This window comes from Kangiella profundi (genome assembly GCF_002838765.1).
Taxonomy (GTDB): domain Bacteria; phylum Pseudomonadota; class Gammaproteobacteria; order Enterobacterales; family Kangiellaceae; genus Kangiella; species Kangiella profundi.
Genome location: NZ_CP025120.1, coordinates 1,786,120 through 1,811,646 on the forward strand (window position 1 = coordinate 1,786,120; position 25,527 = coordinate 1,811,646).

At 43.1% G+C, this 25,527-nt stretch carries 25 protein-coding genes and 1 tRNA gene; 13 read left to right on the top strand and 13 right to left on the bottom strand.

Annotation, left to right across the window (positions count from 1 at the left end; translation table 11 throughout):
• Positions 1 to 25: 25 nt before the first annotated feature.
• Both CW740_RS08345 and CW740_RS08350 read right to left on the bottom strand, forming a co-directional pair.
• On the bottom strand, positions 26 to 1,450 hold the full coding sequence (locus tag CW740_RS08345) for a nicotinate-nucleotide adenylyltransferase (protein ID WP_106647075.1): 1,425 nt from the start codon (positions 1,448 to 1,450) through the stop codon (positions 26 to 28).
• 3 nt (positions 1,451 to 1,453) lie between these two features.
• On the bottom strand, positions 1,454 to 2,359 hold the full coding sequence (locus tag CW740_RS08350) for a recombination-associated protein RdgC (RefSeq protein WP_227523822.1): 906 nt from the start codon (positions 2,357 to 2,359) through the stop codon (positions 1,454 to 1,456).
• Between the two features lie 194 nt (positions 2,360 to 2,553).
• Between CW740_RS08350 and CW740_RS08355 the strand changes: the two genes are divergently transcribed.
• Positions 2,554 to 3,174, top strand: coding sequence for an FKBP-type peptidyl-prolyl cis-trans isomerase (locus tag CW740_RS08355; RefSeq protein WP_106647077.1), 621 nt, complete (start codon positions 2,554 to 2,556; stop codon positions 3,172 to 3,174).
• Between the two features lie 201 nt (positions 3,175 to 3,375).
• Here the strand turns inward: CW740_RS08355 and CW740_RS08360 are convergent, their stop codons facing one another.
• Positions 3,376 to 5,505, bottom strand: coding sequence for a pilin (locus CW740_RS08360; RefSeq protein ID WP_106647078.1), 2,130 nt, complete (start codon positions 5,503 to 5,505; stop codon positions 3,376 to 3,378).
• 198 nt (positions 5,506 to 5,703) lie between these two features.
• Between CW740_RS08360 and CW740_RS08365 the strand changes: the two genes are divergently transcribed.
• Positions 5,704 to 6,555 carry a DUF6279 family lipoprotein gene (locus tag CW740_RS08365; RefSeq protein ID WP_106647079.1) on the top strand — a complete coding sequence of 284 codons (852 nt, stop codon included), beginning with the start codon at positions 5,704 to 5,706 and terminating at the stop codon, positions 6,553 to 6,555.
• A gap of 104 nt (positions 6,556 to 6,659) precedes the next feature.
• Here the strand turns inward: CW740_RS08365 and CW740_RS08370 are convergent, their stop codons facing one another.
• Both CW740_RS08370 and CW740_RS08375 read right to left on the bottom strand, forming a co-directional pair.
• Entirely contained in the window at positions 6,660 to 7,400 is a 741-nt protein-coding gene (locus CW740_RS08370; RefSeq protein WP_106647080.1) for a DUF3307 domain-containing protein, read from the bottom strand.
• 33 nt (positions 7,401 to 7,433) lie between these two features.
• Positions 7,434 to 8,063: a SatD family protein gene (locus CW740_RS08375; protein ID WP_106647081.1), complete on the bottom strand. Its 630-nt coding sequence runs from the start codon at positions 8,061 to 8,063 to the stop codon at positions 7,434 to 7,436.
• Positions 8,064 to 8,703: 640 nt separating this feature from the next.
• Between CW740_RS08375 and CW740_RS08380 the strand changes: the two genes are divergently transcribed.
• The 6 genes from CW740_RS08380 to CW740_RS08405 all read left to right on the top strand — a co-directional run bounded on the left by CW740_RS08380 (position 8,704) and on the right by CW740_RS08405 (position 11,746).
• The gene (locus CW740_RS08380; RefSeq protein WP_106647082.1) at positions 8,704 to 9,144 is read left to right on the top strand and encodes a hypothetical protein; all 441 of its coding nucleotides are present in this window, start codon (positions 8,704 to 8,706) and stop codon (positions 9,142 to 9,144) included.
• A gap of 31 nt (positions 9,145 to 9,175) precedes the next feature.
• Entirely contained in the window at positions 9,176 to 9,607 is a 432-nt protein-coding gene (locus CW740_RS08385) for a hypothetical protein (RefSeq protein ID WP_106647083.1), read from the top strand.
• Positions 9,608 to 9,673: 66 nt separating this feature from the next.
• The gene (locus CW740_RS08390) at positions 9,674 to 9,919 is read left to right on the top strand and encodes a hypothetical protein (RefSeq protein ID WP_227523823.1); all 246 of its coding nucleotides are present in this window, start codon (positions 9,674 to 9,676) and stop codon (positions 9,917 to 9,919) included.
• A gap of 63 nt (positions 9,920 to 9,982) precedes the next feature.
• Positions 9,983 to 10,717 carry a hypothetical protein gene (locus tag CW740_RS08395; protein WP_106647084.1) on the top strand — a complete coding sequence of 245 codons (735 nt, stop codon included), beginning with the start codon at positions 9,983 to 9,985 and terminating at the stop codon, positions 10,715 to 10,717.
• Between the two features lie 42 nt (positions 10,718 to 10,759).
• The gene (locus tag CW740_RS08400) at positions 10,760 to 11,356 is read left to right on the top strand and encodes a glutathione S-transferase family protein (RefSeq protein WP_106647085.1); all 597 of its coding nucleotides are present in this window, start codon (positions 10,760 to 10,762) and stop codon (positions 11,354 to 11,356) included.
• Positions 11,357 to 11,500: 144 nt separating this feature from the next.
• On the top strand, positions 11,501 to 11,746 hold the full coding sequence (locus CW740_RS08405) for a TIGR03643 family protein (RefSeq protein WP_106647086.1): 246 nt from the start codon (positions 11,501 to 11,503) through the stop codon (positions 11,744 to 11,746).
• A 29-nt stretch (positions 11,747 to 11,775) separates the two neighbouring features.
• On the opposite strand, the gene CW740_RS08410 is transcribed toward CW740_RS08405, so the two are convergent.
• The gene (locus CW740_RS08410) at positions 11,776 to 13,104 is read right to left on the bottom strand and encodes a DEAD/DEAH box helicase (protein WP_106647087.1); all 1,329 of its coding nucleotides are present in this window, start codon (positions 13,102 to 13,104) and stop codon (positions 11,776 to 11,778) included.
• A 225-nt stretch (positions 13,105 to 13,329) separates the two neighbouring features.
• On the opposite strand from CW740_RS08410, the gene CW740_RS08415 reads away from it, so the two are divergent.
• Positions 13,330 to 15,042: a L,D-transpeptidase family protein gene (locus CW740_RS08415; protein WP_106647088.1), complete on the top strand. Its 1,713-nt coding sequence runs from the start codon at positions 13,330 to 13,332 to the stop codon at positions 15,040 to 15,042.
• Between the two features lie 94 nt (positions 15,043 to 15,136).
• A complete protein-coding gene (locus CW740_RS08420) occupies positions 15,137 to 16,132 on the top strand; it encodes a D-Ala-D-Ala carboxypeptidase family metallohydrolase (RefSeq protein ID WP_106647089.1) in 996 nt (331 codons plus the stop codon).
• Between the two features lie 136 nt (positions 16,133 to 16,268).
• Here CW740_RS08420 and CW740_RS08425 read toward each other — a convergent pair whose 3' ends face one another.
• Together CW740_RS08425 and CW740_RS08435 are read right to left on the bottom strand one after the other, a co-directional pair.
• On the bottom strand, positions 16,269 to 16,784 hold the full coding sequence (locus tag CW740_RS08425; RefSeq protein ID WP_106647090.1) for a hypothetical protein: 516 nt from the start codon (positions 16,782 to 16,784) through the stop codon (positions 16,269 to 16,271).
• 133 nt (positions 16,785 to 16,917) lie between these two features.
• A complete protein-coding gene (locus CW740_RS08435; RefSeq protein ID WP_157826410.1) occupies positions 16,918 to 17,571 on the bottom strand; it encodes a hypothetical protein in 654 nt (217 codons plus the stop codon).
• 209 nt (positions 17,572 to 17,780) lie between these two features.
• On the opposite strand from CW740_RS08435, the gene CW740_RS08440 reads away from it, so the two are divergent.
• Together CW740_RS08440 and CW740_RS08445 are read left to right on the top strand one after the other, a co-directional pair.
• On the top strand, positions 17,781 to 18,779 hold the full coding sequence (locus tag CW740_RS08440; protein WP_106647092.1) for an amidoligase family protein: 999 nt from the start codon (positions 17,781 to 17,783) through the stop codon (positions 18,777 to 18,779).
• On the top strand, positions 18,764 to 19,453 hold the full coding sequence (locus CW740_RS08445; RefSeq protein WP_106647093.1) for a gamma-glutamyl-gamma-aminobutyrate hydrolase family protein: 690 nt from the start codon (positions 18,764 to 18,766) through the stop codon (positions 19,451 to 19,453). Before CW740_RS08440 ends, CW740_RS08445 begins: the two co-directional genes overlap by 16 nt.
• Positions 19,454 to 19,575: 122 nt before the next feature.
• Here CW740_RS08445 and CW740_RS08450 read toward each other — a convergent pair whose 3' ends face one another.
• The 4 genes from CW740_RS08450 to CW740_RS08465 form a co-directional block, all read right to left on the bottom strand.
• Positions 19,576 to 20,703 (bottom strand): DUF4785 domain-containing protein, encoded by a 1,128-nt coding sequence (locus CW740_RS08450; RefSeq protein ID WP_106647094.1) that lies wholly within the window; start codon positions 20,701 to 20,703, stop codon positions 19,576 to 19,578.
• Between the two features lie 10 nt (positions 20,704 to 20,713).
• A complete protein-coding gene (locus CW740_RS08455) occupies positions 20,714 to 21,529 on the bottom strand; it encodes a lipase family protein (RefSeq protein WP_227523908.1) in 816 nt (271 codons plus the stop codon).
• Positions 21,530 to 22,019: 490 nt separating this feature from the next.
• A tRNA-Leu gene (locus CW740_RS08460) sits at positions 22,020 to 22,106 on the bottom strand.
• 226 nt (positions 22,107 to 22,332) lie between these two features.
• Positions 22,333 to 24,123: a DUF885 domain-containing protein gene (locus CW740_RS08465; RefSeq protein ID WP_106647096.1), complete on the bottom strand. Its 1,791-nt coding sequence runs from the start codon at positions 24,121 to 24,123 to the stop codon at positions 22,333 to 22,335.
• A 168-nt stretch (positions 24,124 to 24,291) separates the two neighbouring features.
• Between CW740_RS08465 and CW740_RS08470 the strand changes: the two genes are divergently transcribed.
• Positions 24,292 to 24,768 carry an RDD family protein gene (locus CW740_RS08470; protein WP_227523824.1) on the top strand — a complete coding sequence of 159 codons (477 nt, stop codon included), beginning with the start codon at positions 24,292 to 24,294 and terminating at the stop codon, positions 24,766 to 24,768.
• Here CW740_RS08470 and CW740_RS08475 read toward each other — a convergent pair.
• Positions 24,765 to 25,427: a class I SAM-dependent methyltransferase gene (locus CW740_RS08475; RefSeq protein ID WP_106647098.1), complete on the bottom strand. Its 663-nt coding sequence runs from the start codon at positions 25,425 to 25,427 to the stop codon at positions 24,765 to 24,767. The genes CW740_RS08470 and CW740_RS08475 overlap by 4 nt on opposite strands.
• Positions 25,428 to 25,527: the final 100 nt, after the last annotated feature.

The window sequence follows — 25,527 nt, forward strand, 5'->3', positions numbered from 1 at the left end:
CAACTTTTCGCTTCAGTAAACCCACCTACTCTTCCGGCAACTCACAGTAACCAAACATACAACGCGCTTTAATTTCATCGCGTATGGCGTCCGGCAATTGCTTTTCCCAATCGCCCTGCCCCAGAGGAATTTCTTTGGCGATATTACGTGCGGATATGTGCAGGTTTTCGTCGTTCCAGGTTTTGGTAGCGACGAGGTGTTTGTTTTCGATCAAATGCTTTAATAAATACTTGGTGTTCTCCGCCACTTCGACATTATCAAGAGTGACCAGCTTTTCGCCGACGCGAGTAGGATAAACATAAACGTTGGTGTTGCCCGAGAATAATTTACCCATAGCTTCAAGAATTCCACCTTCGAGGCCATCGTAATAAGACTCATTAAATAACTGATCAAAATCGAGAATGCTGAGCACGATACCTATCCGATTCTGAGTGTAGCGACGCATCCATGAGCGTAATCGGAAGAAACGCAGGTAATCGGAAATCAGTACGTTGTAACCAAGTTTATTCAGCAAGTCGACGCGCGCGAGGAAGCTTGCATCGTCAGTTTCGGCGTCATTGGCAAGCTCCGCCATTGTAATTTCAGCGACGGTAAAGACTTTATCGCGCTGTACGCCCTCTTCTTCAAGAAACTGCTTCATGGCAGCTTCGGTCATGTCCACATGAACTTTTGTGGGCGGCTTGAACGAACCACGAATAACGAGCACATCTTTTTTACGCAACATGGTTCCCGGAACTTCCGAAGCTCCCTGCGCATCAAACATCACTGCTCGACAGCACCAGGAGCGGACCAGGTGTAAATTCATCAGTCGATTTTCAACTTTTTCAAAGGTGTGGCCAGCGAAATGAATCAAGTCCACTTCAATACGCTTCTGCCCGAAATCATTGACCAGATTATCCAGTAAAGACTCAATGAAAACCTTAGGATCTTTATGGTAATGAAAAGCACCATACACCACGTTTACGCCAAAAATACCCAGCGCTTCCGACTGCTCTTTATTGGTTTCATCAAGCATCCGAACGTGCATAACGATTTCGCTAGGTGGCGCTTTGGGTTCAAGCTGCATACGAATGCCGATCCAACCATGACACTCATTTTTCTGGGTATAGCTGCGGGCAGTTACCGTTGCTGCATAACTAAAATATTGAGTATCTTCAGAACGAACTTCATCAAGTCGAGAATGGAGTAGGTCATATTCATGAACCAGCATCTGCTCCACCCGCTCACGACTTACATAGCGCCCTGCCTTACCATAAATATCATCACTGACCTGCATGTCATAAGCAGACATGGTTTTGGCGATGGTTCCTGCGGCAGCACCTGCGGAGAAGAATTGGCGAGCCACTTCTTGACCGGCGCCAATTTCAACAATTGTTCCATACTGAGTAGGATTAAGATTAACCGCCAGCGCTTTCTGTTCGGTCGTTAAGGTTTTATCGTGTTCAACCACAATTTATTCCTTCTCGGTAATAACTTTAAATTCGGTTTTTAATTCTGCGATAAACTCAGCAAACGTCTGAGTCATCAACACCAGATCAGCATCCAGTCGCGCATAGGGCTCAACATCATCGACATCTTCATTTTCTTTAAGCAATTCATCATCGAACTTGATGCTTTTTACCAGCATATCAGACTGAATCACTGCATTAAATTGATCTTTAAAACGAATTCCCAGCTTTTCAACCCAATATCCATCTTCCAACAAATCATCAATCAGCGGATTGGATTCTTCGCTGTCTTTGAATTTTGCTACACGGTCATTCTGTGGATCTTTAAATTCGTACTGGCCGGTTAAGGTCCATCCATGAGGCAAGCCGTCTTTCAGCCAACGGTTCATGATCGCTGATGGGCTTTCTTCCCCCATCAGTCGGATAGCCCCTAAAGTTCCCAGGCTATCAATCAGTAACTGGATAAAACTGTCAGCAACACTATTACTTCCGGCATTAATAACCAGCAGATTGTTTCTTGGATCGATATAGCCATAAGTATGGCTCGACTTACTTAAGGCCTTAGGTTTTAACAGACTTAGAATATCGTCTTTAAGCGCGGACTTTTCCTTGCCAAATACTTTTCGACCTTCTTCTGCTTCAATAGTCGAAACACGCTCTTCCAGAGTTTCTTTGACCATGCTTGCTGGAATGACTTTCTGCTCTTTTCGCATACACAGTAAAATACAGCCATTCGCTGCATGAACCAGGTGCTCAAACTGACGATTTAGCGGTGAAATCCAGCCCAAGGTTTCGGTGTCCTGTCTACCCACTGAGCTAAATCGTTGATTTTCCAGTAATTCAGCAAGCTCTTCTGGTGAGTGTTGAAATGGTGTTGTGAGGTGATAAATATGACAATTACGAAACCACATGAGGACAATATCTGCGTAAGAATTAGGGTCCGTATTATGGCGAAATTCCAGCTCAACCGCCATAGCTTCACCAGACCAAATTTTAGCTATTACTGCCTCAAATCAATAAGTAGTCCAACAAATTCCCTGAAAAGCCTTTAATTTCGCCAAACTATCCCCACATAGCTAATTGATTCATTATTTAGGAAATTAATATGTCTACTCCAGACTTCACGTCTACCGAAGCCAAAGCCTCATACGGTATTGGCTTACAAATGGGCCAGCAGGTTAAAGGTGCTTTCGAAGGTATCTCAATCGACGCAGTTGTTGCTGGTATTCAAGATGCATTCGCTGGTCAGAACCCTCAGATTCCAGCCGACGACATTAATGCTGCATTTGTGGAAATGCAGGAGCGCCTACAGGCCCAGCAAGCTGAACTGGCTAAAAAATATGCTGCAGAAGGCGAAGAATTCTTAGCTGAAAACGCCAAGCGCGACGAAGTCACTGTTCTTGAAAGTGGTCTGCAGTATGAAGTTATCACCGAAGGTTCTGGCGACAAGCCAACAGCTGACTCAACTGTTCGTACTCATTACGCTGGTACTTTGGTTAATGGTCAGGAGTTCGACAGTTCATACAAGCGTGGTGAACCGGCTGAATTCCCAGTTGGCGGCGTGATTAAAGGCTGGACAGAAGCACTACAATTAATGCCTGTTGGTTCAAAGTGGAAGCTATATATCCCATATAACCTTGCCTACGGTGAACAAGGTGCCGGTGGTGCTATTGGTCCATTCCAGGCATTGATATTCGAAATTGAGTTACTTGATATCGTTTCATAAACGACTGTAAGCTCATACTTCCTAGAAAGAAAAAGGCCCGCAAGACCATCAGGTTCTGCGGGCTTTTTTATAGCTCGTCATTGCGAGAGTTCCCAGAACTCGTGGCAATCTCGATCAGTAGGAAGTAATACCAAGCATCAAGAGATTGCCGCGTCGTCTGGGCGAGTTATCCGCCCAGCTCCTCGCAATGACAGCCGTTCATCAAAACCCACACACTCTTTCGCGGAATTTGAAGTCTAGATTCGAAGTACAACTCCAGCCAACGATAACCTTTTCTTCTATAATTGGCTCAAACTTAGCATAGACTTCACTATAACCATTTCCGAAAGTTGCAGGGTCAAGATAAACAGTAACCACGCCATCATTAACGTCCACATACTCAATAACTTCGGTTGTCGTTAACTCAGCTCCAATGCCGTGCTTGCCTAAATCCAGCTCTTCAAACGACTCCCCCATCGCCTGCGCATAGGCAACCTGACTTTTAAGAGTATTGGCTGTAACTGTTGCCTGCGCCAGCTTGGCTCGCTTGGTGTAATCCTGATAAGCAGGAATTGCCACAGCGGCAAGAACACCAGTGACTGCAACGGCCTGCATGCCACCACCAGCAAATAGAATATCGCTGGCACTTTGCTCAAAAGTAAACTCTACACCTAGGTATTTATCGCTTGAGTCCAACTTAAAGCCCACGGCTCCATACTCAGAAAAGCCCATCTGATCAGCTGTTGGTAACGCCATAATATCGAAGTCAGCTTCGGTGATATCAGCCACCATCAACAAAGCTTCCAAGTAATAGTGATAAGAATTACGGGACAGGTCTCGCACTGATGTGGTTGCCGAAAAGATTGAATGGCTAACATCCTGGCCTTGGGTATCATTTACCCATTTTGCGAGGGATGTGGTTGGTCTGCGCTTGCTTCTCTCAATCAGAGGCTGAGGCACTGATGAGTAGATCAAGTAACCATTTTCAATCGTCCAATATAGGCGCGTATTGAGTTTAGAAAATGTTTTCTCAAAGCTTAAAGGAGTCGCAGACGATAGCTCAGCCAGATCTTCTTTAGCCATGGCCTTGAAAGATAAGGCATGAATTTCTTTACCCTGATGCTTGGCTACCTGATAGTTGCCTTCGGCATTTTTAATCACGCTATCAATCATCTGTTGCATCAACTCTGGGTCATTCACTTTAGTCGCGGTAAAACTACCAACATCATCTCTGAAATAAATCAACTCAGGACCAAACACACTGGCCAACTGCTCTAGGTCAAAGCCCAGTTTCTCAACAACTTGCTGGTTCAGTTCTTCCAGACTTGCACTACCGTCTTTGGCTTTATTAATGCTGTTGAATAAACGCACCAGCTCTTCATAAGTGGGAATCGATATCATCGCCATGGTTCGTGGCGTACCAACCGTTTTGATATCAAAGTCATTATTAACTGCAGGAATAAAATCACGGATGCCAACCTTCGGCATATCAACCAGCATGGTTAAGCGTGTTTTACCGTCGCTGACACCATAGCCAAAACCAGCAGCATTCATCTGGTCAAGCCCCAAAGCTTTAAGTTCATTTAGCTGCTGAGGTGGCAAACTCATGCTCAACATCGGCATAATCTGTTTGGTATTGACCCAGGCAAATAAACCCTTGCCGCTGCTATCAATACGATTTTGAATATCATGCATGGCATGCTTTGAATTATCTTTCAAAGAGTCCATGACATTGCTAAGTACGGTAAATGATGTTGCAAAACCAGTAGCCATCACAAATTGCTGAGTATTTGCATCATAGTGATAACGCGCCATCGCCCCTGGCATCGCGAAAGAACCAGTACCGTCATCATTAGCCGTATGGTTAATACCTTGAGCTTTTAAATCCGAAGTTAAGCTTACCAGCGTATCGTTAAACGATTTATTATCAGCAAAATCAAAGCGTGTTGCATAAACCATGATCGGCATTGGCTTGCCAGCTGACTCCTGGATGAAAGCCACCTCAAGCGGTGATGTCATATGCTCAACAAACAGTTTCGCCACAGCATCTGACGGCGCTTCAAGATGACTCAAGATATTTTGATTAAGTGCAGTTTGAATGGCTTGAACTTGCTGATTATGCGCTTCGTTGTTTTGCGCTAATTTGAATCCATTGTCCTGCCCTGTGAACAAGAACCAAGCAGTGGGTACGCGAACATAGGCAACAGTACTGTCTGGAAGAGATGCCTGCAACCAGGCGGCCTGAACTAGTGGCTTGGACGCAGGTTTTACAGTCTGCTGCTTGTCCTCAGAACAGGCACTCATAAAAAGTAGCGAACTCGCTACCATAAAAACCCCAAGAAAACGCTTCATGATATTCCCTCTATATTCTGGTTATCTGTGTTATGTTGTTGGATAAAGCCAAATGTTGAAACCCGCACATTCTATATCATTGGTATAAGTCCTGAAACAGGGAACTAATTGACAGTTTATTCACTCGAATCGCTTATAGTAATTACAACAATGACCGCCATTGTATAAATGGTCGTTAAAATAACTCGAAGGAAAAGCATGACCATCCAAAATAAACAGTCTCGATTTATCATCGTATTGATAGGTATTTTCTTTATTCAGGCGTGCGGCATTAAATTCTGGTATAACCGTCTTGACTGGGTCGTGCCTTGGTATCTTGATGATTATGTTGAGCTGACTAGCCAGCAGGAAGACACCCTGGAAAAGCTTCTCGAGCTGAAAACAGAATGGCACCGCTCCAACGAACTTCCTAAATACGTATCCATGCTCAACCGCATGGAAGCCGATATCAAATCAGGAGCCATCCATCAAACCTATGACCGCTATCGCCGAGATATGCGCGGCTTCTACAACACCCTGCTTAATGAGATGAGTGATGATCTGGTTGCACAAACTGCCAGCCTCAGCGATGAACAGGTCAAACAGCTGATGGATAATCTTGATAAAGAAGCTAAAGACCAATATGAAGAATTTAAAGAAACCAAAGAAGAAGATAAAAAGGAAGAGCGCCTTGAACGACTAGAAGAAAGCTTTGGTGAATGGATTGGCAGTTTGAGTGATGAACAAAAATCGATTATTAAAGAAATGGCTGGTCTATTAAAATCGTCCGGTGAAGTGACTTACCAATACAGAGCCAGATGGCGCGACGCCTTCCGAACCGCCCTAACAGAGCGTAAAACATCATCTGGCCAAGCTGCGATCAAAAGTCTGATCCTCGATCCCTACCAGGTTGGCGGTGAAGAGCTGAATGCCATCAGAGACCACAATGGCGAAATCTACAAAGAATACCAACTCAAAATCTTCCGAACACTAAGCGCTAAACAGAAGCGCCACTTGCTCGAAGAAATTGCAGACTACCGCGAAGACTTTGAAGATTTGATTGATGATTAAAGTGTCCGGTTACCACTAAACTAATACTTATAGGTAGGGGCGCTACCTATGTGTGCGCCCACAATACTTTTGCTATTCGCTACACTAGAATTACTTTAAATGGTTCACTGAATAAAAATCATATAACCCAAACCAACGGCAATCGCTAAACCAAAACTGATCAGAGTACCAATCAGAATATATTCTGTCAGCTTGCGATCATGGGCTTCTTTTAAATCACCAAAGCGGAAGACCGATTTGGCGGCGAGCAGGAAGCCAATACCATGCCAGTTGCCTGAAAGAATAAACACAAAGATAAACAAGCGCTCCAGCATTCCGATAAAACTTCCAGCATTGGCTAGCGAATGATCACCATCGTAAACATTCAATGGCGCCCAGCGTGAAATAACCACTTTGATAATAATCGAAGAAACACGGGTTAAAAGCAGCACAGCAATGACTAACGCCAAGACCTTTTCCTGTGGAATGACCCACTCGCTGCGACCTGTGAAATACAGCGATACAACAAACGCAATAATCACCAGATGTAAAACCTGATCAATCACAAAGAACGTTCGCCGATTCAACAAAGAGTCAGGACGGCTGTAGTTATCCGCATAGCGACCTGCCATGCACTTAAACCCATCAATCAGGTAATGAGAAACCACCAGAATAACAAAGCCTAACCAGTATTCCGGATTAAACGAAAAAGCGATGGCATAAAGCAGAGCATGGACTCCGGCATGATAAATCAAGCCGGTAGAAGCAAACGCCCTCTGCTCCTTATCTTTTATCCACTTTAACGGTTGAATGACAAAATCAGCGACCAGATGTGCCAGTAATAATTTTAAGAAAAGTAATGTCATAGGCTTCCCACTAAATCCTTAGAATCGATGTAATTATAGATGCCGCTTAATCAGCTTCTGGCTGTAAGCCAACATTTCCATAATAGCATCGAACCCCGACCGATTCTGTCGCTCACTCACGCGACTTTGAGTAATACCTAACATTTCAGCAATTTCAGTTTGCGTCGCTTTCCGCATCTGCATACTAGCCCGCACCACCTCAGCCACAGTCACCGACCAGCTATCCATCGTCAATAAAGCCAGCTTGAGGTTGAGATTTAACAACTCATCTACCTCATCCCAAGGAGTCTTAATCGCCAAGGTCCGTTTTTTAAGGCTGTCGAACAGATCACCGGAATTCACAAAGGCCGAACCATTCGACTCAAGAATCGTATCCGCCTTATGCGTCATATCGCCAATCCCAACCGCCATACGCACATCCAAGCCCTTCGTCGAACGCACCACCGCCTTCAACCAGACTGCAATATCCAACACATACTCAGGCTTATCCAGTCGAAGCTGAAAACTATCTCCACGATAGATCTGCCACTGACGAGGCGACTCTCCAAGCGTGGCCAACGCCTTTTTCAAAGGCTCAAGCCAATCCTTAGAGTCCTTCTTGGCCCTGGAATTAATAACGTCACCAGTGATAACCGCAACTGTTGGTATATTTTTTGTACTCATAAAGCATTTTATACGCTTTAAAATGTATATTGTCAATTATACGTTATATTTAATATATCTGTAGGTCGGTGATGCACCCTTAGGGCAGAATTAGCGTAGCGGTTCCTCAAACCCTATCCTGTAATCCACCACCAAAGTAAATCCCCAAGGCATGTCATTCTGATGAAAATCAGAATCTGCTCTTAGGCTTTTAAACTCTTTGTCTTTTCTGGTTGACTCCACAAGCCACTGCAAACCACCACGGTACCCAAGGGATCAGAAGAGATTCGTGATCTAGTCGTAAGAATTGGCGCTCCTTATCTATTAGAACTCGGCATTGTAGATTTCAAGTTCTCACCTGGAACAGCAGGCTGTACCATTGAGATTATTGGCCCAAGTCCAGATGATGTATTCGAAGGTAGTAATGTGTGCGAAACTTATGGTGCAGATACGTTGCAAGCTCTGAATTTAGCATCAGATATCGAGCCAATGCTCAAGAGAATAAGTAAAAAATACGATATATTTTTCCCAAGTGGTGAGCCCTATTTTGAATGAAAATAGTGAGATGAGAAAAATTAATGATGGGGTCAGAGAAAAAAAATGACAATACTCATTTTGCTTGTACCCTAATCATGCGTACAAACCACAGCGTTAAATGTTCATGTATAGAAAAATAGCTACAGTTATCTTTGCGGCATTACCTGCTACGATGCTATGTGTACCTGCAGCTTCGTTTGGGATTGTTGGTATAGAGAAGTTGTTTGGTACATACCAATTCCCAATTGAAGGTATTTTCGGCATAGCTATTTCATTGTTCACTATTTTGGGTACCATTGGACTTTGGCTGATTTCATTCAAAGAACACTATAAAACTAGATTAAACTTTGCCCTTGTAAGTTGCGGCGTTCTGGTAACCAGCATTGTTCTTATCTGGGCCTTAATTGATAAGCCTGCATGGTTTTTACCAACCAGCTTGGGTAAAGATGCATTAGAGCTAATAATAATATCAAGTGTATTTTTATTCGGACTTTATTATTGGATAACAATTTTATGCTCATTTTGTAGCAAACCAAAGCGGGCTAGAGGCACTAACAAGAACTAGTAAGGTTTGCGTAAAACTCACAGGATAACCCATGAAAAAAATTTTAATAATCTTAGTATTTCTTATGCTCAGTCAAGATTTGAACGCCAAAGACTATTCAGTGGACGGCTCATCTGTTCAAAAGTTTTCATCCAATGGGATTTCTGAAGTTGTCATTACATGCTTCTGCTCGAATAACATCAAAACAAAAAGAACCAAAGTCACAGAAATAAAGGTTGAAGTTGAGGCAACATTGGACAGCGTGGGCTACCATGGTGAGCAAACCAAGCCTAAGAAGATCGCTGACGAATTACTGAATTTCGATTACGACATATCAGGAAATAGATTAGAGTTAATCAGCAACGAATATACTTTCATGCATCATGCCTTTGTTATAAAGAGTCTCACTATTTACTTACCGCATAATGTGACCCTTAGACACACACCAGTACTATACTCAACTTTAGAAGGTAGAAATCGTTAAAAATAGCCAATTACTTCAGAAAGTCACGGAATTCTTGAGTTCAAATTTAACGTTAATAGGAACAATATGACAAAACTCCTTATGCTTCTATTGGTAATTGTTCTGCTATTCACACCGGAAATAAGTGAAGCCAAGTATTGCAAGTATTACCGCTCATGTGCGGAAGTTATTGCCGATCATCCTGATGGCAAGTTCGGAAAAAGAGATGGTGACAATGACGTCATTCCTTGTGAGAATGTTTGTCGTTCAAGACAACAGGTTGAAGATTTGCTCAACCAGATGGCGCGCTCAAAAAAAATCAAAATCCGGTAAGGATCAATAATTCGTTTGGTCATTTAACACAAATCTAAATACATTAATATTTTCGAGGAAGTCATGATTGTCACTTCAGTACCCATTGACGAAGTCATCAAAGTTAACTCAGTCAACACATTATCTGAGCCACTCAATCTTTCGTTTGGGTTACATAAAGTTTCCTCAGATATACAACAGAACCTATCAGGACCTGGCCTATACTTAATACGATTTGATGACGAAGTGATTTACTTAGGTAAATACCAACCCATTGGTGGGAAAATCCTTACCGATCGCTGGTTAAGACACCTTGAGACCATTACCCTTCGAGGTTCCAGGGTAGGATTTGGAGCATCGCAAAACCCATCCAAAAAACTGCAAACCATTTTCAAACAGGTCAGCCACCCTCATCTACAGCGATCATTAATTGACATCTTCGCCAATAATTCTGAACAGCGCGTCAAAGATACAGGCGTGGTCACTGGTAAAAACCGTATTGGATTTGCCAACGAGCACTGGGATTACCTTTCTTCTCACTCAGACAACTCTATTTTAGACAGGTTTTCTTTCAACCTCCTGCGCCTCGCGGGCTCCTTTGAACAGACCCAAGCCAAAACCATAGTTTCTACTTTAGAGAAAAAAGCACTGGTCAATATTAAACCGCGATGTAACAAAGAGTTTTTATTAGACAAACACCAGCCTCTTAGAGAAAACGACACTATTGATACTGTAATTGAATCCTTACGAAATATCGCAAGGGAGCATGATGTTGAATTTTCAAAATGTACGACACTCATCGGCGCTGATTTGCAATAGCTCAAACTACTGATATTAAAATTAATAGCTGAAGGAAAACCCATGAAAATCTACGGCGATATACAATCTGGAAACTGCTACAAAATCAAACTGCTGTGCTCTCTGCTAGAGATCAAGCATGAATGGGTTCCCGTGGATATTCTTGCAGGAGATACAGCCAACCCTGAGTTTTTGGGAAAAAACCCCAATGGCAAAATTCCTTTATTGGAGCTGGATGATGGGCGCTGTTTATCTGAGTCAAATGCCATTCTGAATTATCTGGCCGCTGGCAGCGAGCTTCTTCCTACGGATACATTTGCCCTGGCCAAAGTACAGCAGTGGCAGTTTTTCGAGCAATACAGCCATGAGCCTTATATCGCAGTTGCTCGTTTTATCGCAAAGTATTTGGGCTTACCCGACAATCGACGTGCGGAGTATGAAGCGAAACAGACCGGCGGTCACAAAGCTTTATCGGTTATGGAAAAACAACTGGCTGACACTCCTTATCTAACTGGTGACTCATTAACCACCGCCGATATTAGCCTGTATGGCTATACACACGTTGCCCATGAAGGCGGCTTCGATCTTGGCCAGTACCCTGCAATCTCGGCCTGGGTCAACCGAATACAGTCATTGGACAACTATATTGGCATGTCATAACTGTCTTCATTGATGGCTGGGAGACTTGATACCCAGCCTTAATCAATCCACGGATACCTTCCTCTCATTGGCACGCCTCTTCATCATTTCTTGACGCTTTACACCCTAACCTATCTCGACATCCTTCGAGCCAAAGGCAAAACCATGAATGAAAGCGATACCTCACGTGTCATCGAAATGGCCTGGGAAGACCGCACACCGTTTGAAGCGATAGATAAATTATTTGGATTATCTGAACAACAGGTGATTGAACTGATGAGAAAAGAACTAAAACCCAGCAGTTTTAGACTTTGGCGCAAACGTGTATCTGGACGAAAAACCAAACATTTAAAACTGCGTAACCCCGAGATTGATCGAGTTTATTGCCCCACACAATATAAACCTCGCTAGTTTCGCAATCGTGGCGAGGTCAAAGTTATTTATGTCTTATCCTGTTTTGGACTGCGACCTCCGGTCTTCTTTTTCCGAGATTTAGGTTTACTTTGACCTTTATTCGCCTGAGCCCTAGCTTGAGAGTTAGGTTGAGACTTAGGCTGTTTGAGTTTGGCTTTTGCCAACTTCTTTTTATGCGGCTTTTTCTTTTTCAGCGGTTTTAATGCGGTTTGTGGTAACGCATGCTGAGGCTCGAAATCGTCTATAACTTTCCTTTCCAGCTGTTTCCGAATAAGGTTCTGGATTGCACTCAGGTTATCGACTTCATCTGCACTAACCAGAGAAATAGCCGTACCTTTTTCACCTGCGCGTCCTGTTCGGCCAATACGGTGAACATAATCTTCAGCAACATCTGGCAAATCATAGTTGATGACCAAAGGCATCTGCTCAATATCCAGTCCTCGTGCAGCAACGTCGGTAGCAACTAAAGTCGTCACTTGCCCTGCTTTAAATTCTGCAAGAGCTCTATTGCGCGCACCCTGACTTTTCCCACCATGTATGGCTGTGGATTTTATGCCTCTTTTTTCAAGCTCAGTGCTAAGTTTATTGGCTCCTCTTCGCGTTCTTACGAAGATTAACAGCTGTTGCCATTGGTTATGGCCAATAAGATAGCTCAGTAAGGCTGGCTTCTGTTTCTTGTCTACTGGATGAATCCACTGCTCGATAGTTGTCGCTGTCCTATTGGTCGGCCCAGTCTCGACTAATATTGGATTGGAAAGAAACTGCTGACTTAACGCTTTGATTGAGTCTGAAAAAGTTGCAGAAAACAGCAGGGTTTGACGTTGCTTGGGAAGCTTGCTGATGATGCGTTTGATACTCGGAAGAAAGCCCATATCCAGCATCCGGTCGGCTTCATCCAAAACAAGAAACTCCAGTTCGTTGAAACGCACCGCGTTTTTCTCGAACAAATCTAACAACCTGCCGGGGGTCGCTACTAAAACATCGGTGCCACGACGCAGTTTTAACATCTGTGGATTAATATTTACGCCCCCGTAAGCGACCACTGAATTTAACGCCAGATTTGCCGCATACTTTTGTACACTTTGATGAACCTGCTCCGCCAGTTCCCTTGTCGGTGTCAAAATCAGGCAACGGGCAGAGTTGGAAGACGGTCTGTCCCCTTCAGAGAGTCTTTGCAGCATCGGTAACGAAAAACCTGCGGTTTTACCCGTTCCAGTTTGCGCAGCGGCCATAACATCGCGACCAACTAGAATCAAAGGGATCACCTTCTCCTGTATCGGCGACGGAGTTTCATAGCCGCTTTTATGCAAAGCGTTGAGCAAAGGCTGTATTAAATTAAGTTTGGAAAAGGTCATGGAGGGGGGATTTGTTCATTGGGCGCACAGTTTAGCCCTTTATTGAGCAAACTACGAGTCATTAAGGTTTCAATAGGAATATGGTGGGTATTTTTCTACATTTCCAATTCCCATCAGAGCCACATGGAAAATTTACAAAGCTTTGTCTCAGATCGTTCGAAAAACAACCAGGAAGGATCTATACTGATCTGAGCTAGGATGCTAATTGTTCACTGGAGTTTTGTTATGTGGTTTTGGCTGATGGATTGCATTAGAGGCTGTTACTTTTACTTTAAAGTAACCGTGCTTTTTGTGGCCGCCAGTTATTGCCAAACGCTATCAGCTGAAGTCCCTCCATACCTATTATTAGAACCTGAGACTACTGCGCTTGACGACTCCGGTGTAGAGATGGGGATAAAAGCCAATCTCGAATTCCATCAGCAAAATGGTTATCTGCCTCATCTAGAAATTGCTCTCACCAATAGTTCCATTCTCTATGAGTTTTATAGCGCACGAGGTTTCAGGCATCTTTGGAATCCCCTCTATCGGGAACAAGACCCAATACAAGAATCGTTGAAGTACCTTCGTCAGGTTAAGTCACATGGCCTGTTAGCCAGTGATTATCACGAACATCTTCTTGCAGAGCATTGCCAATTACCTATTCCAGCGGCCAGAACTGAGTGCGATTTATTGCTAAGTGATGCAATTCTAACACTGTCTCAGCACTTACAAATTGGCAAAGTGAATCCAAATCTTATTTTCAAAGATACTGAAGTCAGCAAACCCACCATTAGTCTTTCTGACCTGCTCTCCAGAGCAGCCAGTATGCCCAGCCTTTTAGCATACTTTAGAGAAATTGAGCCCAGCTCTCAGGACTACATCCAGCTTAGAAAATACCTAACTGAACTCAGGAGTAGAAAGCCACCAGACTGGCCAGCTCTTGAATTGCAGCCTTCCATAAAACCTCAAATGCTCGACCCTAGACTTGAAGCCATTGCCGAACGACTGATGTTCTGGGGAGATCTGCCTTCAGACTGGTCGTATTTAGCTCCTTCACCGATGGTTTATGAAGCTGATTTAATTCAGGCCATTGAGCAATTTCAGTTGCGACATGGTCTTGAAGCAGATGGGGTTCTCGGCAAAAAGACCATTGCGGCATTAAATATCACCCCGCAACAACGCATCGAACAATTGGTAGTTAATCTGGAACAAATTCGTTGGCATCAACTTAAACCAACCAACCGGTTGATTAGGGTGAATATCCCCAGCTTTGAGTTATTAGCTTTCGAGAACGGCGAAAATAGACTGAGGATGCCTGTTATCGTAGGTCAGCTCGAGCGTAAGACACCGATTTTCGAAGATAGGATTCAATACCTAGTTCTGAACCCCACGTGGACCGTACCTTGGGAACTGGCAACCAAGGATAAGCTTCCTCTCATTCAGGAAAACCCACAGTATTTGCTGGATAACCGTTTTAGCGTCTATCTAAACGACTTTAAAATTGAAGATCCCATGCAAATTGACTGGAAACAAGTCACAAAATCACGTTTTCCATATCGATTGGTACAGGAACCGGGAGCAGATAATGCGCTGGGCCAGGTCAAATTCATGTTCCCCAACACCTATGAAGTCTACCTCCATGACACACCTGCTAAATCATTGTTTAAAAACGATATAAGGGCTTTCAGCTCAGGTTGTATCAGGGTTCAGGAACCCATGGATTTACTAAAATGGATCTTGCGGGCTAATGGATTCAGCGATACTGATATAGAAAATCAATTGAACAAAAAACATACAAATACGGTAAGCTTACAACTGCCTGTGCCAATAAGACTGGAATATCGAACCGCTTATTGGGGGCTGGATCAGACGATTCAGTTCAGAGCAGACATTTATCAAAGAGATACAAAGCTGTATCAAGCACTTCAACAACCAGCGGCAAGAAGCCTCTTGCGCTAACCTCAAAAGGATTTAACTTCTCAGGGTCAACAGGACGGTCCAGGGCATAATTTTGTTTTAATTTTAGTTCACTGTAACCAGTGAAGGAGTTTATGTGCCAAAGATTATACTGAATGACTTGTACAAAGGGCGATTGATGTTAGCGCTATTACTAATTGCTACCCTTAGCATCTTAATCCCCAATCTAAGCCAGGCAGTTACCCAGGTTAAGGACTATCAAAGCGGTAAGGCCCAGTTTGATCTATCCATTAACAGCAAAAGTATTCCCTACAACATATTTTTTCATTCTGTAATGCCGGAGCAATCGTTACATTTGAAATCAAGCCGACAACAATTATCCAGTCGAATCCAGATTAATGAGCAGTGGCAAACACTGAGCTGGAACAAAGGCGGTTTAAAATGGAAAGCACCTAAAGCTCCGGGCCTATATACGCTAGAAACGACTGATGTAGAAACTGGTCATCAGATTTCAGTATCGGTATTCGTCCTACGCCCTGCTACCGAAATGAAAAATGGTGTTCTCAACGGTTACAAGATTGGCGAGTACCCTAAACCGTTAAAGGGCCTGCCAAGCTATGCCGCGCCAAAGGGCTTTATTGAAGTGACCAAAGAGAACATGGATACCAAAATCACCCCACACTTTACGCTGGGTCAATTTCTATGCAAACAACCTAGCGGATTCCCAAAGTACATGGTGCTTCAGCAAAATCTACTGGAAAATTTAGAGAACCTACTAACCGATGTGAATCGTAAAGGTATTCGTGCAGATAGCTTTGTCATCATGAGTGGCTATCGAACTCCGGCATATAACAAAGCTATTGGCAACGTCGCCAACAGCCGTCATGTTTACGGCGATGCATCAGACATTTTTATTGATACCTTAGCTAATGGTCGTATGGACGACATCAATGGTGATGGCAAAGTGAATGAAAAAGATGCCCTTCGCCTGTATGAATTAGCTAACAACCCAGAGACACACGATCATCGTGATGATCTGGTTGGTGGTATTGGCGTTTATAAACCAAACGCCGTGCGCGGCCCATTTGTGCATGTTGACGTCAGAGGCACCAAAGCCCGCTGGGGGATTTAATCGAACCTGTAAAGTCCGAAGGCCATCACTGATGGCCTTTTTTTATGGAGTATTGAGAAGTTTGAGGGTGTCCAATTATTTCTAATTTGTGCTAAATATTTATTAGTTTCATCTCTACATTTTTCCGTCATATCATTCAGTCCTCATATTGGGTCTTATTGTAATAAACCAGATCGACTATATAGCAAAATGCTATAAAACAAAGTGTATATAATATGGAGTGATAAAGTTTGTTTTTGGAAATTCCGGAAATAGCACTTCCAAACCAATGCTGTTCATATTTTTGTGAAATTAACTCTGAATACCCTAAAGACACAAATACAAAGATATACAATAGCAACACAAACTTTGCTCTCATAATATCTGTTTTATATTGATCAAAAGTTCCTCTATAATTTATAACTCTTTTTTTAGTAAAAAAAGTCATATACAAAGAAATGATCATAAAAGCAAAACTGATCAATAAAATTCCTTTTGTATACTCTGGAAAGGGGGAGCTTTTATAATATTCAGCAATAAATGGAATGAATTTAACTATTAAGTCAATCATTTTATTTAATGATTCAGGAGAAATAAATATTACTGATGCACAATAATATAAGCCGACAACCACCCACCAACTCATATAGAATATTTTTTTCTTATCGTTCACAAATGCTACCTCTCTTTTATACTTTCTTGTTTATGCCGTAAGATTGGCGATAAAAAGTATTCGATTAATCGCCTTTGTCCCGTTTTTATTACCACTGAGTAGGCATATTTTGCAGCGGACTCACACTGATTATTTAACACTTTGACGTATACCCATAAGGGTAATAACAAGCTTCCCCTTCTCTAGCCAATTTCCGCATTTCAATCAATCGCTCTTGATATTCATCACAGTAAATGCTTCGATTCGGGCCTGTGTGCTGTTCTATTTTCAGGTAGGTTTCATAGGCACGACCAACGACCCAGCGGCAGTGAGTATGGTTTTTCGATAAGAGCTGTTGCTTGATCATGGTTGGATTTTGGTAACTGCTATTGGTTTGGCGTTCGGTGGTTGTGCTTCTTTGAATGGGCTTAACTCGCTCCATTGGAATGACACTGAATCCATCACCTGATAATTCCTGTATTTGATAATTGCCTGATGATGGTGGTGTTTCCGAAAATCTTTTATTGCCGCTAGTATCCGTCCATGTGTAAATCACTGGCTTTTGTTGAGTAAGAGGCTTTTGATTATGAATAGAAGGACTTTGTTGATTGTTATCAATAGCTTTTTGACTGACAGGGCTAACTGTATTTTGAGTAGGCTCTTCTATTGCCTTGGACTTTTGACGCTGTCTGTTATGCTCTATTTCCTGCTTTATTGAATCGACTTCCAAGTAATGCAGATAGGTAAAGCCGCCAAGCACAACTAACACTAACAATATGCCTACTAAGGCCCCAATTAAGTAATTCACATCCATGTTCCTTAAACGTTAAACGATTGTTTAGTACATCAAGGTAATATCGTACAGCGTTACAACATAGCTAAATGATTTCATTTACTCAAGCGTTATTATCAGCTTTCGGTTTGTGAATACCTGTCACTTTATGATATGTATAAAGTCAGCTGATAGGTATTTCATTTGTTTTGTTTCAATTACTTATATTAGATAAAGGTAGTTTTATGCTCAATACCGACTCAAAACTGAAGGAGCCACCGTGGCTTGAAAATGCCAACGGCAATACTCGTCGCGTGGGTATCGAGCTTGAAATGAGTGGTCTCGAACTCGATAGATTCGCATCTCTGGTCGCTAGCCAACTGGATCTGACTATCTCTCAGGATGGTCGCTATGTTAGAACTTTAAAAGGTGATGATGCCGGAGATTGGACTGTTGAACTGGACTATGACCTTATTAAAAAACTGGGGCGGGAAGAACTGGGCGACAAAACCTTTGCTGACAAGGTCAATCGATCATCAGAAGAGCTACTAGCCTGGGCAGCCAAGGCGCTGGTTCCGGTAGAAATCATTAGTCCGCCTTTGCCTCTGGAAAGATTGAATGAAGTAGAGGAACTGATTCAGTTTTTGCGAACCAAAGGCGCAAAAGGCACAGCAGATAGCGCAGTTAATGCTTTTGGCATGCAGCTTAATCCTGAATTAGCGAGTCACAAGGCTCACCACATTCTTTGTTGTTTAAAAGCGTTTATGTGTCTGTATGACTGGCTATATCATCGCGCAGACATCAATTTAACTCGCCGTTTCACTAGCTACGTCGATCCTTTTCCCACAAGCTATATCAGGAAGATCATCAAAACGGATTACTGGCCAGAGCTGGATGAGTTAATTGACGACTACCTTCAGGATAACCCTACCCGTAATCGTGCCCTCGATATGCTTCCTTTGTTTAAATTTCTCGATGAAAAGCGCGTGTTAAATACAACTGATGATGAGCTGATTAAGTCACGACCTACTTTCCATTATCGACTTCCCGACTGTGATATTGATAACCCTAGTTGGGGTATATACATTGCCTGGAATGATTGGGTCGAAGTTGAACGACTGGCTGCTGATGAAAGCCGGTTGGAAGCTTGTTGTCAGGCTTACGAAGAGTTTTTAAACAATCCTCTTAATCGATTATTCAGTGATTGGTATAAGGCGGTGGAGGAACAATGGATAAGCCCGTAATTGCGATAACGGGACCTACAAAGGGTGCCTTTGGTCCGCGATTGCTGATTTCCTGGGCAGTTCGATTCTATGGTGGGAAACCATTGCAATTGCGCCCAGGTGATGAGCATCAAGGATACGATTATGATGGTGTCATTATCTCGGGCGGACATGATGTCGAGCCAGTTCTCTACGCCGCCGAGCCGGAAGTCGAGCCAAAATATGATAGTGCGCGTGACGCTTTTGAAATGAAAATAATTAATCATTCACTTCAAAGAAAGCTACCCTTGTTGGGAATATGTCGGGGAGCACAATTACTTAATGTCTGTCGAGGCGGCTCGCTTTTTCAACAGCTTCGTCTGCATCGAAAAAAAACCTCTAATAGATGGACGTTCCTTCCATTGAAAACTCTGTATAAATCAAAAGTGTCAGAGGCAAGTAACAGCTTGTTAGTTTCTTTAACAGGAAATAAAACGACTAAAATTAACAGTCTGCACAACCAAGGCATTGACAGGGTCGGTGATGATCTAATAGTGACTGGCAGAGATGCTGACGAAATTGTTCAGACCATTGAGGATCCAGCTCTGCCTTTTGTGCTGGGAGTACAGTGGCACCCAGAGTTTTTACTTTATATGAAGTCTCATAGATCAATCTTTAAAGCTCTGGTGCAATGTGCCAAAAAACAGCAAACATAATCTGATTCAATACTCGAAATCTACCGACAGTTTGTTACTACAACAGTATCGGTGATACAGATTTTCTTTTAAAAATAAAAAAAGGCAGCCGAAGCTGCCTGAATTAATCAAAAAATACGTTATTATTTTAGGATTGCCATCTGGCTTTGGTCACGAAGCTCAACATTCCTAAGCTCATACGGAGCACTAAGTCCGCTGTCGGCTAAGATTTTTGCATCAAACTCCATCATGATTTGACCCGCGCCTCGACCAAGGTTTTGCGCTGTGTGCGTCATCATGATTGGTTTCATGTTGCCAGCCTGATCTGTGCCATACAAAACACCACGAACTTCGAAGCGACTGTCCTGACTGACGTTTACAGGAACCATGGCTTTCAAGTTTTTATCGCCACCGACAATCTGAACATTGCCGCCCATTGATGCAGTCATTTCATCATAAGAGAATGGTACACGACCATTACGCTGAACCAGTTTGCCGTTTACATGGGCTTTAACTTCAGTATGAAGTTCCCATAAAGCTCCTGGCGTATTATCAGTAGCCATTTTCATCGGCATTTTGACTTGATAACCATCACCTGATTTTTTGAAAATCACCGGATAACTTTGACCAGTTGGCGACACTAGCTGTCCTTTAATATTACGGATAGTTTGCGCCTGTCCCTGATCAAATACGTGTGCGTCAACGCTTAAAGTATCACCTTTAAAGTAACCTGCACGCTGGGATTTCAAGTACAAGGCCGTATCACTATTTTTTTCAAATACGTTAATACGATACTTTCCATTCGGATTGATCTTTTGGTTGGTTTGTAGAGTGAATTCACCTTTACCCAACTCATCGGCAATCTTAAAACCAGTAGTTCCACGCTGGAAGCCAATGCCCTGCGCCTGCATGGAGTTGCTATCAACCAGCATGTCGAATCCACTACCTTTGGCGAAACTTTTGCCGCCTTGCTGGCTGATGTTCATCATTTGTGGCTCAACGGCTGAGCGACCATCGGCTGCAGAAATGCGAACCAAAGCTCCCGGTTCCGTTGTGGTTAGCGACACACCGCGTTGCAATGACTGGCCATTAACATCAAGGCTGTATTCTCTGCTTTGCGTTGCAGGAACAAACTCGCTTTGACTGGTAACAAATTTATTATCTGTCTGAATTGCGAAACTATAACTGGAAGTATCAGTGTTTTTAGCGTTAACCGCTGTACTCAAAACTAGAGCCAGCGTAGTAGAAGTAATTAATACGATATTCTTCATGATGGGCTCCTTAAATACGGTTACGAAGGTATGAGTCTAGGTAGAAACAGTTGCGACGGCTTTGTGCGTGACTGAGCGGCTCACCACCTTTGGTGTACCATTTATCATAGAACCACACAGATCCCGCTGCACTTTGCGAACTACAATTCAGGAAACCGTCAGAACAACTGTCTAACCAGTTTTGAGTAAACTCAAGACCAACATTCTGCGAATAACCGCCACAGTAACTGTCACCGTCCCAAATTGCTGACTCTACATCGGTACCAACCACGTTAACAAAAGGTTTCGGCAAACTAGGACGCCCAGAAGTTCCATACAGCCAGTTAGCGTTATAACTCGCCATCCATGACTCCTGCTGTTGACGTACTGCATCATTTTGATAACCCAGTAACCAGCCTAGAGATTGCTCAAAAACATTACCGCTTAACACGGCTTCAGCTAATGGCGTACCGCCACTTGAAGGTGCCAACGCAATCACTTCTTTGGTTTTATTGATGATATTTGGGAAACGACTGTCCCAGGTTGGATTTGACAGGATCCAGCGCACCACATTACCTCCGTTTGAGTGGGTAATCAGGGTCATCTGGGTGATACCTTTATTATTAATGAAGTTGGTCAACTGCCCTGCAAGGCAACCTGACGCGCGACTATCCCACATGTACTGAGTAAAATCACAGTTGATTACGGTATAGTTACTTGTGTTTGGTAGGCCTTTAATTACTGACTGAATCATTGAGCCGGTCCAGTAATCATTGTAGGCGTCGCTTTGCTGGCCTGTGCCATGTACAAATGCAACACCAACATTAGCGCTCGCAGTGGCTGCCATTAAGGAACCACCAATTAACGAGGCCCCCAACAACAACTTGTTTAGGAAAGATTTCTTCAGCATTTTTACCCCCTAGGTTTTATAAGCTGATGCTTCACTTGCAAGTTGTTATTTTGATATCACCCTGCAAGCATTCCTTCATCGCCTTGATTAGTTTTTATAAGGCAAGAAGGTTATAGCATCAGTTTTTCTAATTGTAAAAAACACTAGTTTTAAACGGTAAAGCCAATTAACAAACGCTAAAATCATACAAAAATACCAAGATAACTCATTGATAAAAAAATACTTTATGAGACATTTCAAACATACCTTTAAAACCCACAAAGCAAAAATCAAACGCCGGAAAACAGAAAAGCAGTCATTAGTAGAGCTAGGCATGAAAAAAGGTATAAACTCAAGTCAGTTATGACTTGGTAATTTGATGATTTTGTGATTGATGTCACTAAATTTTGAACAAAAAAAAGCCGTTGTAATAACAACGGCTTTGATTTGGTACCAGAGGCCGGACTCGAACCGGCACGCTTTTAAGGGCGCGGGATTTTGAATCCCGTGTGTCTACCAATTTCACCACTCTGGCATTAAACCTGATTGTAGTTTAGGAGTTAACCTAAATCACTTTGTAGCGCTTCGCGCTACTCCCGTGTGTACCGAGGGCACTCCTAGCATCCTGTTAGTCGTCATACCAATACCACTCTGGCTTTAAACTTTTTATGAGGCGCTACGCCCCAAAAGTGAGGCGCATTATAAACCAATAACCTGCTTTTGCAAGAGTTTACAGAGCCATTTTTAGTGGATAGCTTAGACTAGCTTTCGTCTGCTAGCCTTTGTTTTTCCTGACTAATAAACTGCTCAATCTGGTCTTCGAGTACGCTTAGTGGAATTGAACCATTGGCTAATATTGCATCATGGAATTTACGGATATCAAAATCTGGTCCCAATTCTTTCTCGGCTTTTGCTCTTAACTCAAGTATTTTTAACTCTCCGAGTTTGTATGACAGGGCTTGTGCCGGCCAGCTGATGTAGCGATCAATTTCAGTTCGCACATTATGAGTAGAAAGCGCTGTATTCTCTTCCATCATTTTTATAGCCTGCTCACGAGTCCACCCTTTGGTATGCATACCGGTATCGACAACCAGGCGGATTGCTCGCCACATTTCATAAGTTAGTCGGCCAAAGTTGCTGTAAGGATCCTGATAAAAACCGGCTTCCAAGCCCAACTTTTCACTATATAGCCCCCACCCTTCACCGAAAGCTGAAATGTAGGTATTTTGGCGGAAGTTAGGTAAGTGCTCTAACTCTTTGGCTAACGCTGTTTGCAGGTGATGGCCGGGCACAGCTTCATGCAAAGTGAGCGCTTCCAGATTGTAAAGCGGGCGCTTATCCAGTGCGTAAGTGTTTACCCAATATTCACCTGCTCGTGTGCTGTCCAAAGGCGCTCCTGAGTATCGACCAGTAGTGTATTTTGGCGCAATTGCTTCTGGTACAGGTACAACTCCATAGGGCTGGCGCGGCAGCTTTCCGAAGAATTGCGGTAGCTTATGGTCCATTCGCTTCGCAATATAGGATGCTTCTTTTATCAGCTCTTCAGGTGTTTTGGCGTAAAACTGAGGGTCAGTACGCAGGAACTCTAGAAACTCGGCAAAACTACCCTCAAAGCCACTGTCTTTGATGACCTGCTCCATTTCTGCACGAATACGTTTAACTTCAGACAGGCCGATTTCATGAATCTCATCTGGCGACATATCCAGTGTTGTGTAGAGCTTTAGTTGATTCTGGTAATAAGCCTTACCGTCCGGGAAGTCATAAGCAGCAATGGTTTCCTTGGAGTTTGGATAGTATTCCTCTTCAAAGAACCTGAGGTAGTTCTGATACTCTGGAATAACTACCTGGCCGATGATAGTTTTAGCTCGTTTCACCAGGTCATTTTTTTGCTCTTCAGTAAAGTGCTTTGGGAAATTATTAAAGGGCGCAAACCAGGCAGTTTCGCTGGCATTATCTTTGATATAGGCCTTGATACCATCGCTATAACCTTCTAGAACAGCTTTCGGTACACTGAATCCGCGTGCCATGCCCGATTTCATATTACTAATATTCTGCTGGAAGAATCCTGGAATTTGCGTTAACAAGGTGAGGTAATTTTCGTAATCCTCTACAGTCCGGAAACTGACTCGTTGCGCCAAACCGGCCGCTTCAACATGAAAACCCCACTCTGAGTTAAGTGGCATTTCATAGGTCTTGAAATCGATCTCCGCTACTTGCTGTTCCAACTGCGACTTCATCATGTCATAGCTAATCTGATCTTCCGCTGAAAGATCCTCTCTCTGGATCGACTTCAGCTCCTTAATAAGCTTCTGTAATTCTGCTTTGCGGGCCTGATAAGCCTCTGGACTAACATCGCGCAACTTGCCTTTAGCTGATTCATCACCACGACTGGCAGCCCACATAGGGTTCTGTTTAAGGTTGTACTCTTCAACCTTGTCAAAAAACTCATGTAGCCATTGGGTGTAATCTTCACCGGCCTGAGCTGACAGGCTACCAATCAATAAGCCGCTGGAAATTACGCTTGAAATAAAGAGTGTCTTGATAAAGTTCATTATTATCACCAAAGAAATGTTCGTGAGCCTTTTATAGCAAGATTTAACAACTTGATAAAGCTAAGACGGAATTGAACAGCTGATATGCTGTTACCGAATGTTTCATATGGAGTCATGGTGGCGCTTTTGGTAGACTAGCGCCACTTTAACACCAGTACATAAATGCCAATGTCCAAACCGACTTCCCCTAAACCACTGGTCACCACCCCTGCACCACTGGCTAAAAAGCTAGGTGCATGGCTTTACGATGCACTAATCTGCATTGCCATCTGGTTTTTGTGGGGACTCTTCACTTTTCCATTGATTCGATGGTTATTAGGTGTTGAAGACATGCAAGTGGACACCGGCTGGCAGGACACGCTTACTTATAAAATTTACTCGATTCTACCCACGTTACTAATACTGTTTTACTTTGTTGGCTCTCACGTCCGCTTCGGTCAAACCGTCGGTATGAGCTCATGGAAATTGATGCTGGTACAAAATAACGGTAAGCCTGTAACTTTGGGACAGGCTTTGGTTAGAGACATAACAGCCGTTTTGGGCATAGGTATGTTATTCAGCCTGTTCAACAGTAAGAAGCTGGGCTGGCACGACATGATAAGCGGTACACGAGTGGTTGCTCTGCCCGACCAAAAAGACGATTAAGTCCTTTCGTAGCGTAATACTTGTCCTTTATAGCCTTTAGCCATGGCTTCATTGGGAATTGCAGCAGTTTGAGCATGCTCGTAGCCGAGTCCAATCATCTTTCGGCTGAACTTGGCATGATGACCACGACCCGGATCAATTAAAATCACCTCACACTGCGGTTTGGCATGTTGATCAATAAAGTCAGATAATAGTTCAACATGCTCCGACTCATACAAGAGATCGCTGCCAATGATGAGATCAAACTCACCGATACCACAATCATCATCAGCCCAACCAGTTCGAACAAATGGAATCACCTGGTCATTATTTAATAAGGCATTGATGTTAAGAAATTTTTCAACTTCGGGATGATAGTCGGTTGCTGTAATATCAGCTTGACGCTTGTTGAGCACCAGGCTGGCCAAGCCTATACCACAGCCCACTTCCAATATACGTTTACCTTTTATATCAAAGTCATGCATCAGATCGGCTAGAATTCGACTCGAATCCCAGACTACTCCAAAAATCGGCCATGATGCAGAACTGATACCAAGATTCTCTGCTGTTTGATTTGTATCGGAAAACTGTTGCTTATCGCGCAGTGTGCGGACATGGATATCCATATTACCAGTATCACCAAATTCAATGGTCTGGTAACGAAATCGTAAGGAAGACATAGTAAAGGAGAGTCTCGGTAGTCGTCATAGCATTGCGACAAGGAGTCTTGTGCTAACAACTTAACCCGATCTGGCAGTGCCAAAGTCTTTACTTTAACCG

Excerpts from the sequence above, each read along its gene's own strand:
- CW740_RS08385 (WP_106647083.1), top strand. The coding sequence starts at position 9,176 with ATGAAAAAAATTTTAATAATCTTAGTATTTCTTATGCTCAGTCAAGAT.
- CW740_RS08405 (WP_106647086.1), top strand. The coding sequence starts at position 11,501 with ATGAATGAAAGCGATACCTCACGTGTCATCGAAATGGCCTGGGAAGAC.
- CW740_RS08355 (WP_106647077.1), top strand. The coding sequence starts at position 2,554 with ATGTCTACTCCAGACTTCACGTCTACCGAAGCCAAAGCCTCATACGGT.
- CW740_RS08475 (WP_106647098.1), bottom strand. The coding sequence starts at position 25,427 with ATGTCTTCCTTACGATTTCGTTACCAGACCATTGAATTTGGTGATACT.
- CW740_RS08410 (WP_106647087.1), bottom strand. The coding sequence starts at position 13,104 with ATGACCTTTTCCAAACTTAATTTAATACAGCCTTTGCTCAACGCTTTG.
- CW740_RS08365 (WP_106647079.1), top strand. The coding sequence starts at position 5,704 with ATGACCATCCAAAATAAACAGTCTCGATTTATCATCGTATTGATAGGT.
- CW740_RS08350 (WP_227523822.1), bottom strand. The coding sequence starts at position 2,359 with ATGTGGTTTCGTAATTGTCATATTTATCACCTCACAACACCATTTCAA.
- CW740_RS08390 (WP_227523823.1), top strand. The coding sequence starts at position 9,674 with ATGACAAAACTCCTTATGCTTCTATTGGTAATTGTTCTGCTATTCACA.
- CW740_RS08375 (WP_106647081.1), bottom strand. The coding sequence starts at position 8,063 with ATGAGTACAAAAAATATACCAACAGTTGCGGTTATCACTGGTGACGTT.
- CW740_RS08440 (WP_106647092.1), top strand. The coding sequence starts at position 17,781 with ATGCTCAATACCGACTCAAAACTGAAGGAGCCACCGTGGCTTGAAAAT.
- CW740_RS08450 (WP_106647094.1), bottom strand. The coding sequence starts at position 20,703 with ATGAAGAATATCGTATTAATTACTTCTACTACGCTGGCTCTAGTTTTG.
- CW740_RS08465 (WP_106647096.1), bottom strand. The coding sequence starts at position 24,123 with ATGAACTTTATCAAGACACTCTTTATTTCAAGCGTAATTTCCAGCGGC.
- CW740_RS08455 (WP_227523908.1), bottom strand. The coding sequence starts at position 21,529 with ATGGCAGCCACTGCGAGCGCTAATGTTGGTGTTGCATTTGTACATGGC.
- CW740_RS08415 (WP_106647088.1), top strand. The coding sequence starts at position 13,330 with ATGTGGTTTTGGCTGATGGATTGCATTAGAGGCTGTTACTTTTACTTT.
- CW740_RS08470 (WP_227523824.1), top strand. The coding sequence starts at position 24,292 with ATGTCCAAACCGACTTCCCCTAAACCACTGGTCACCACCCCTGCACCA.
- CW740_RS08445 (WP_106647093.1), top strand. The coding sequence starts at position 18,764 with ATGGATAAGCCCGTAATTGCGATAACGGGACCTACAAAGGGTGCCTTT.
- CW740_RS08395 (WP_106647084.1), top strand. The coding sequence starts at position 9,983 with ATGATTGTCACTTCAGTACCCATTGACGAAGTCATCAAAGTTAACTCA.
- CW740_RS08400 (WP_106647085.1), top strand. The coding sequence starts at position 10,760 with ATGAAAATCTACGGCGATATACAATCTGGAAACTGCTACAAAATCAAA.
- CW740_RS08360 (WP_106647078.1), bottom strand. The coding sequence starts at position 5,505 with ATGAAGCGTTTTCTTGGGGTTTTTATGGTAGCGAGTTCGCTACTTTTT.
- CW740_RS08380 (WP_106647082.1), top strand. The coding sequence starts at position 8,704 with ATGTATAGAAAAATAGCTACAGTTATCTTTGCGGCATTACCTGCTACG.
- CW740_RS08370 (WP_106647080.1), bottom strand. The coding sequence starts at position 7,400 with ATGACATTACTTTTCTTAAAATTATTACTGGCACATCTGGTCGCTGAT.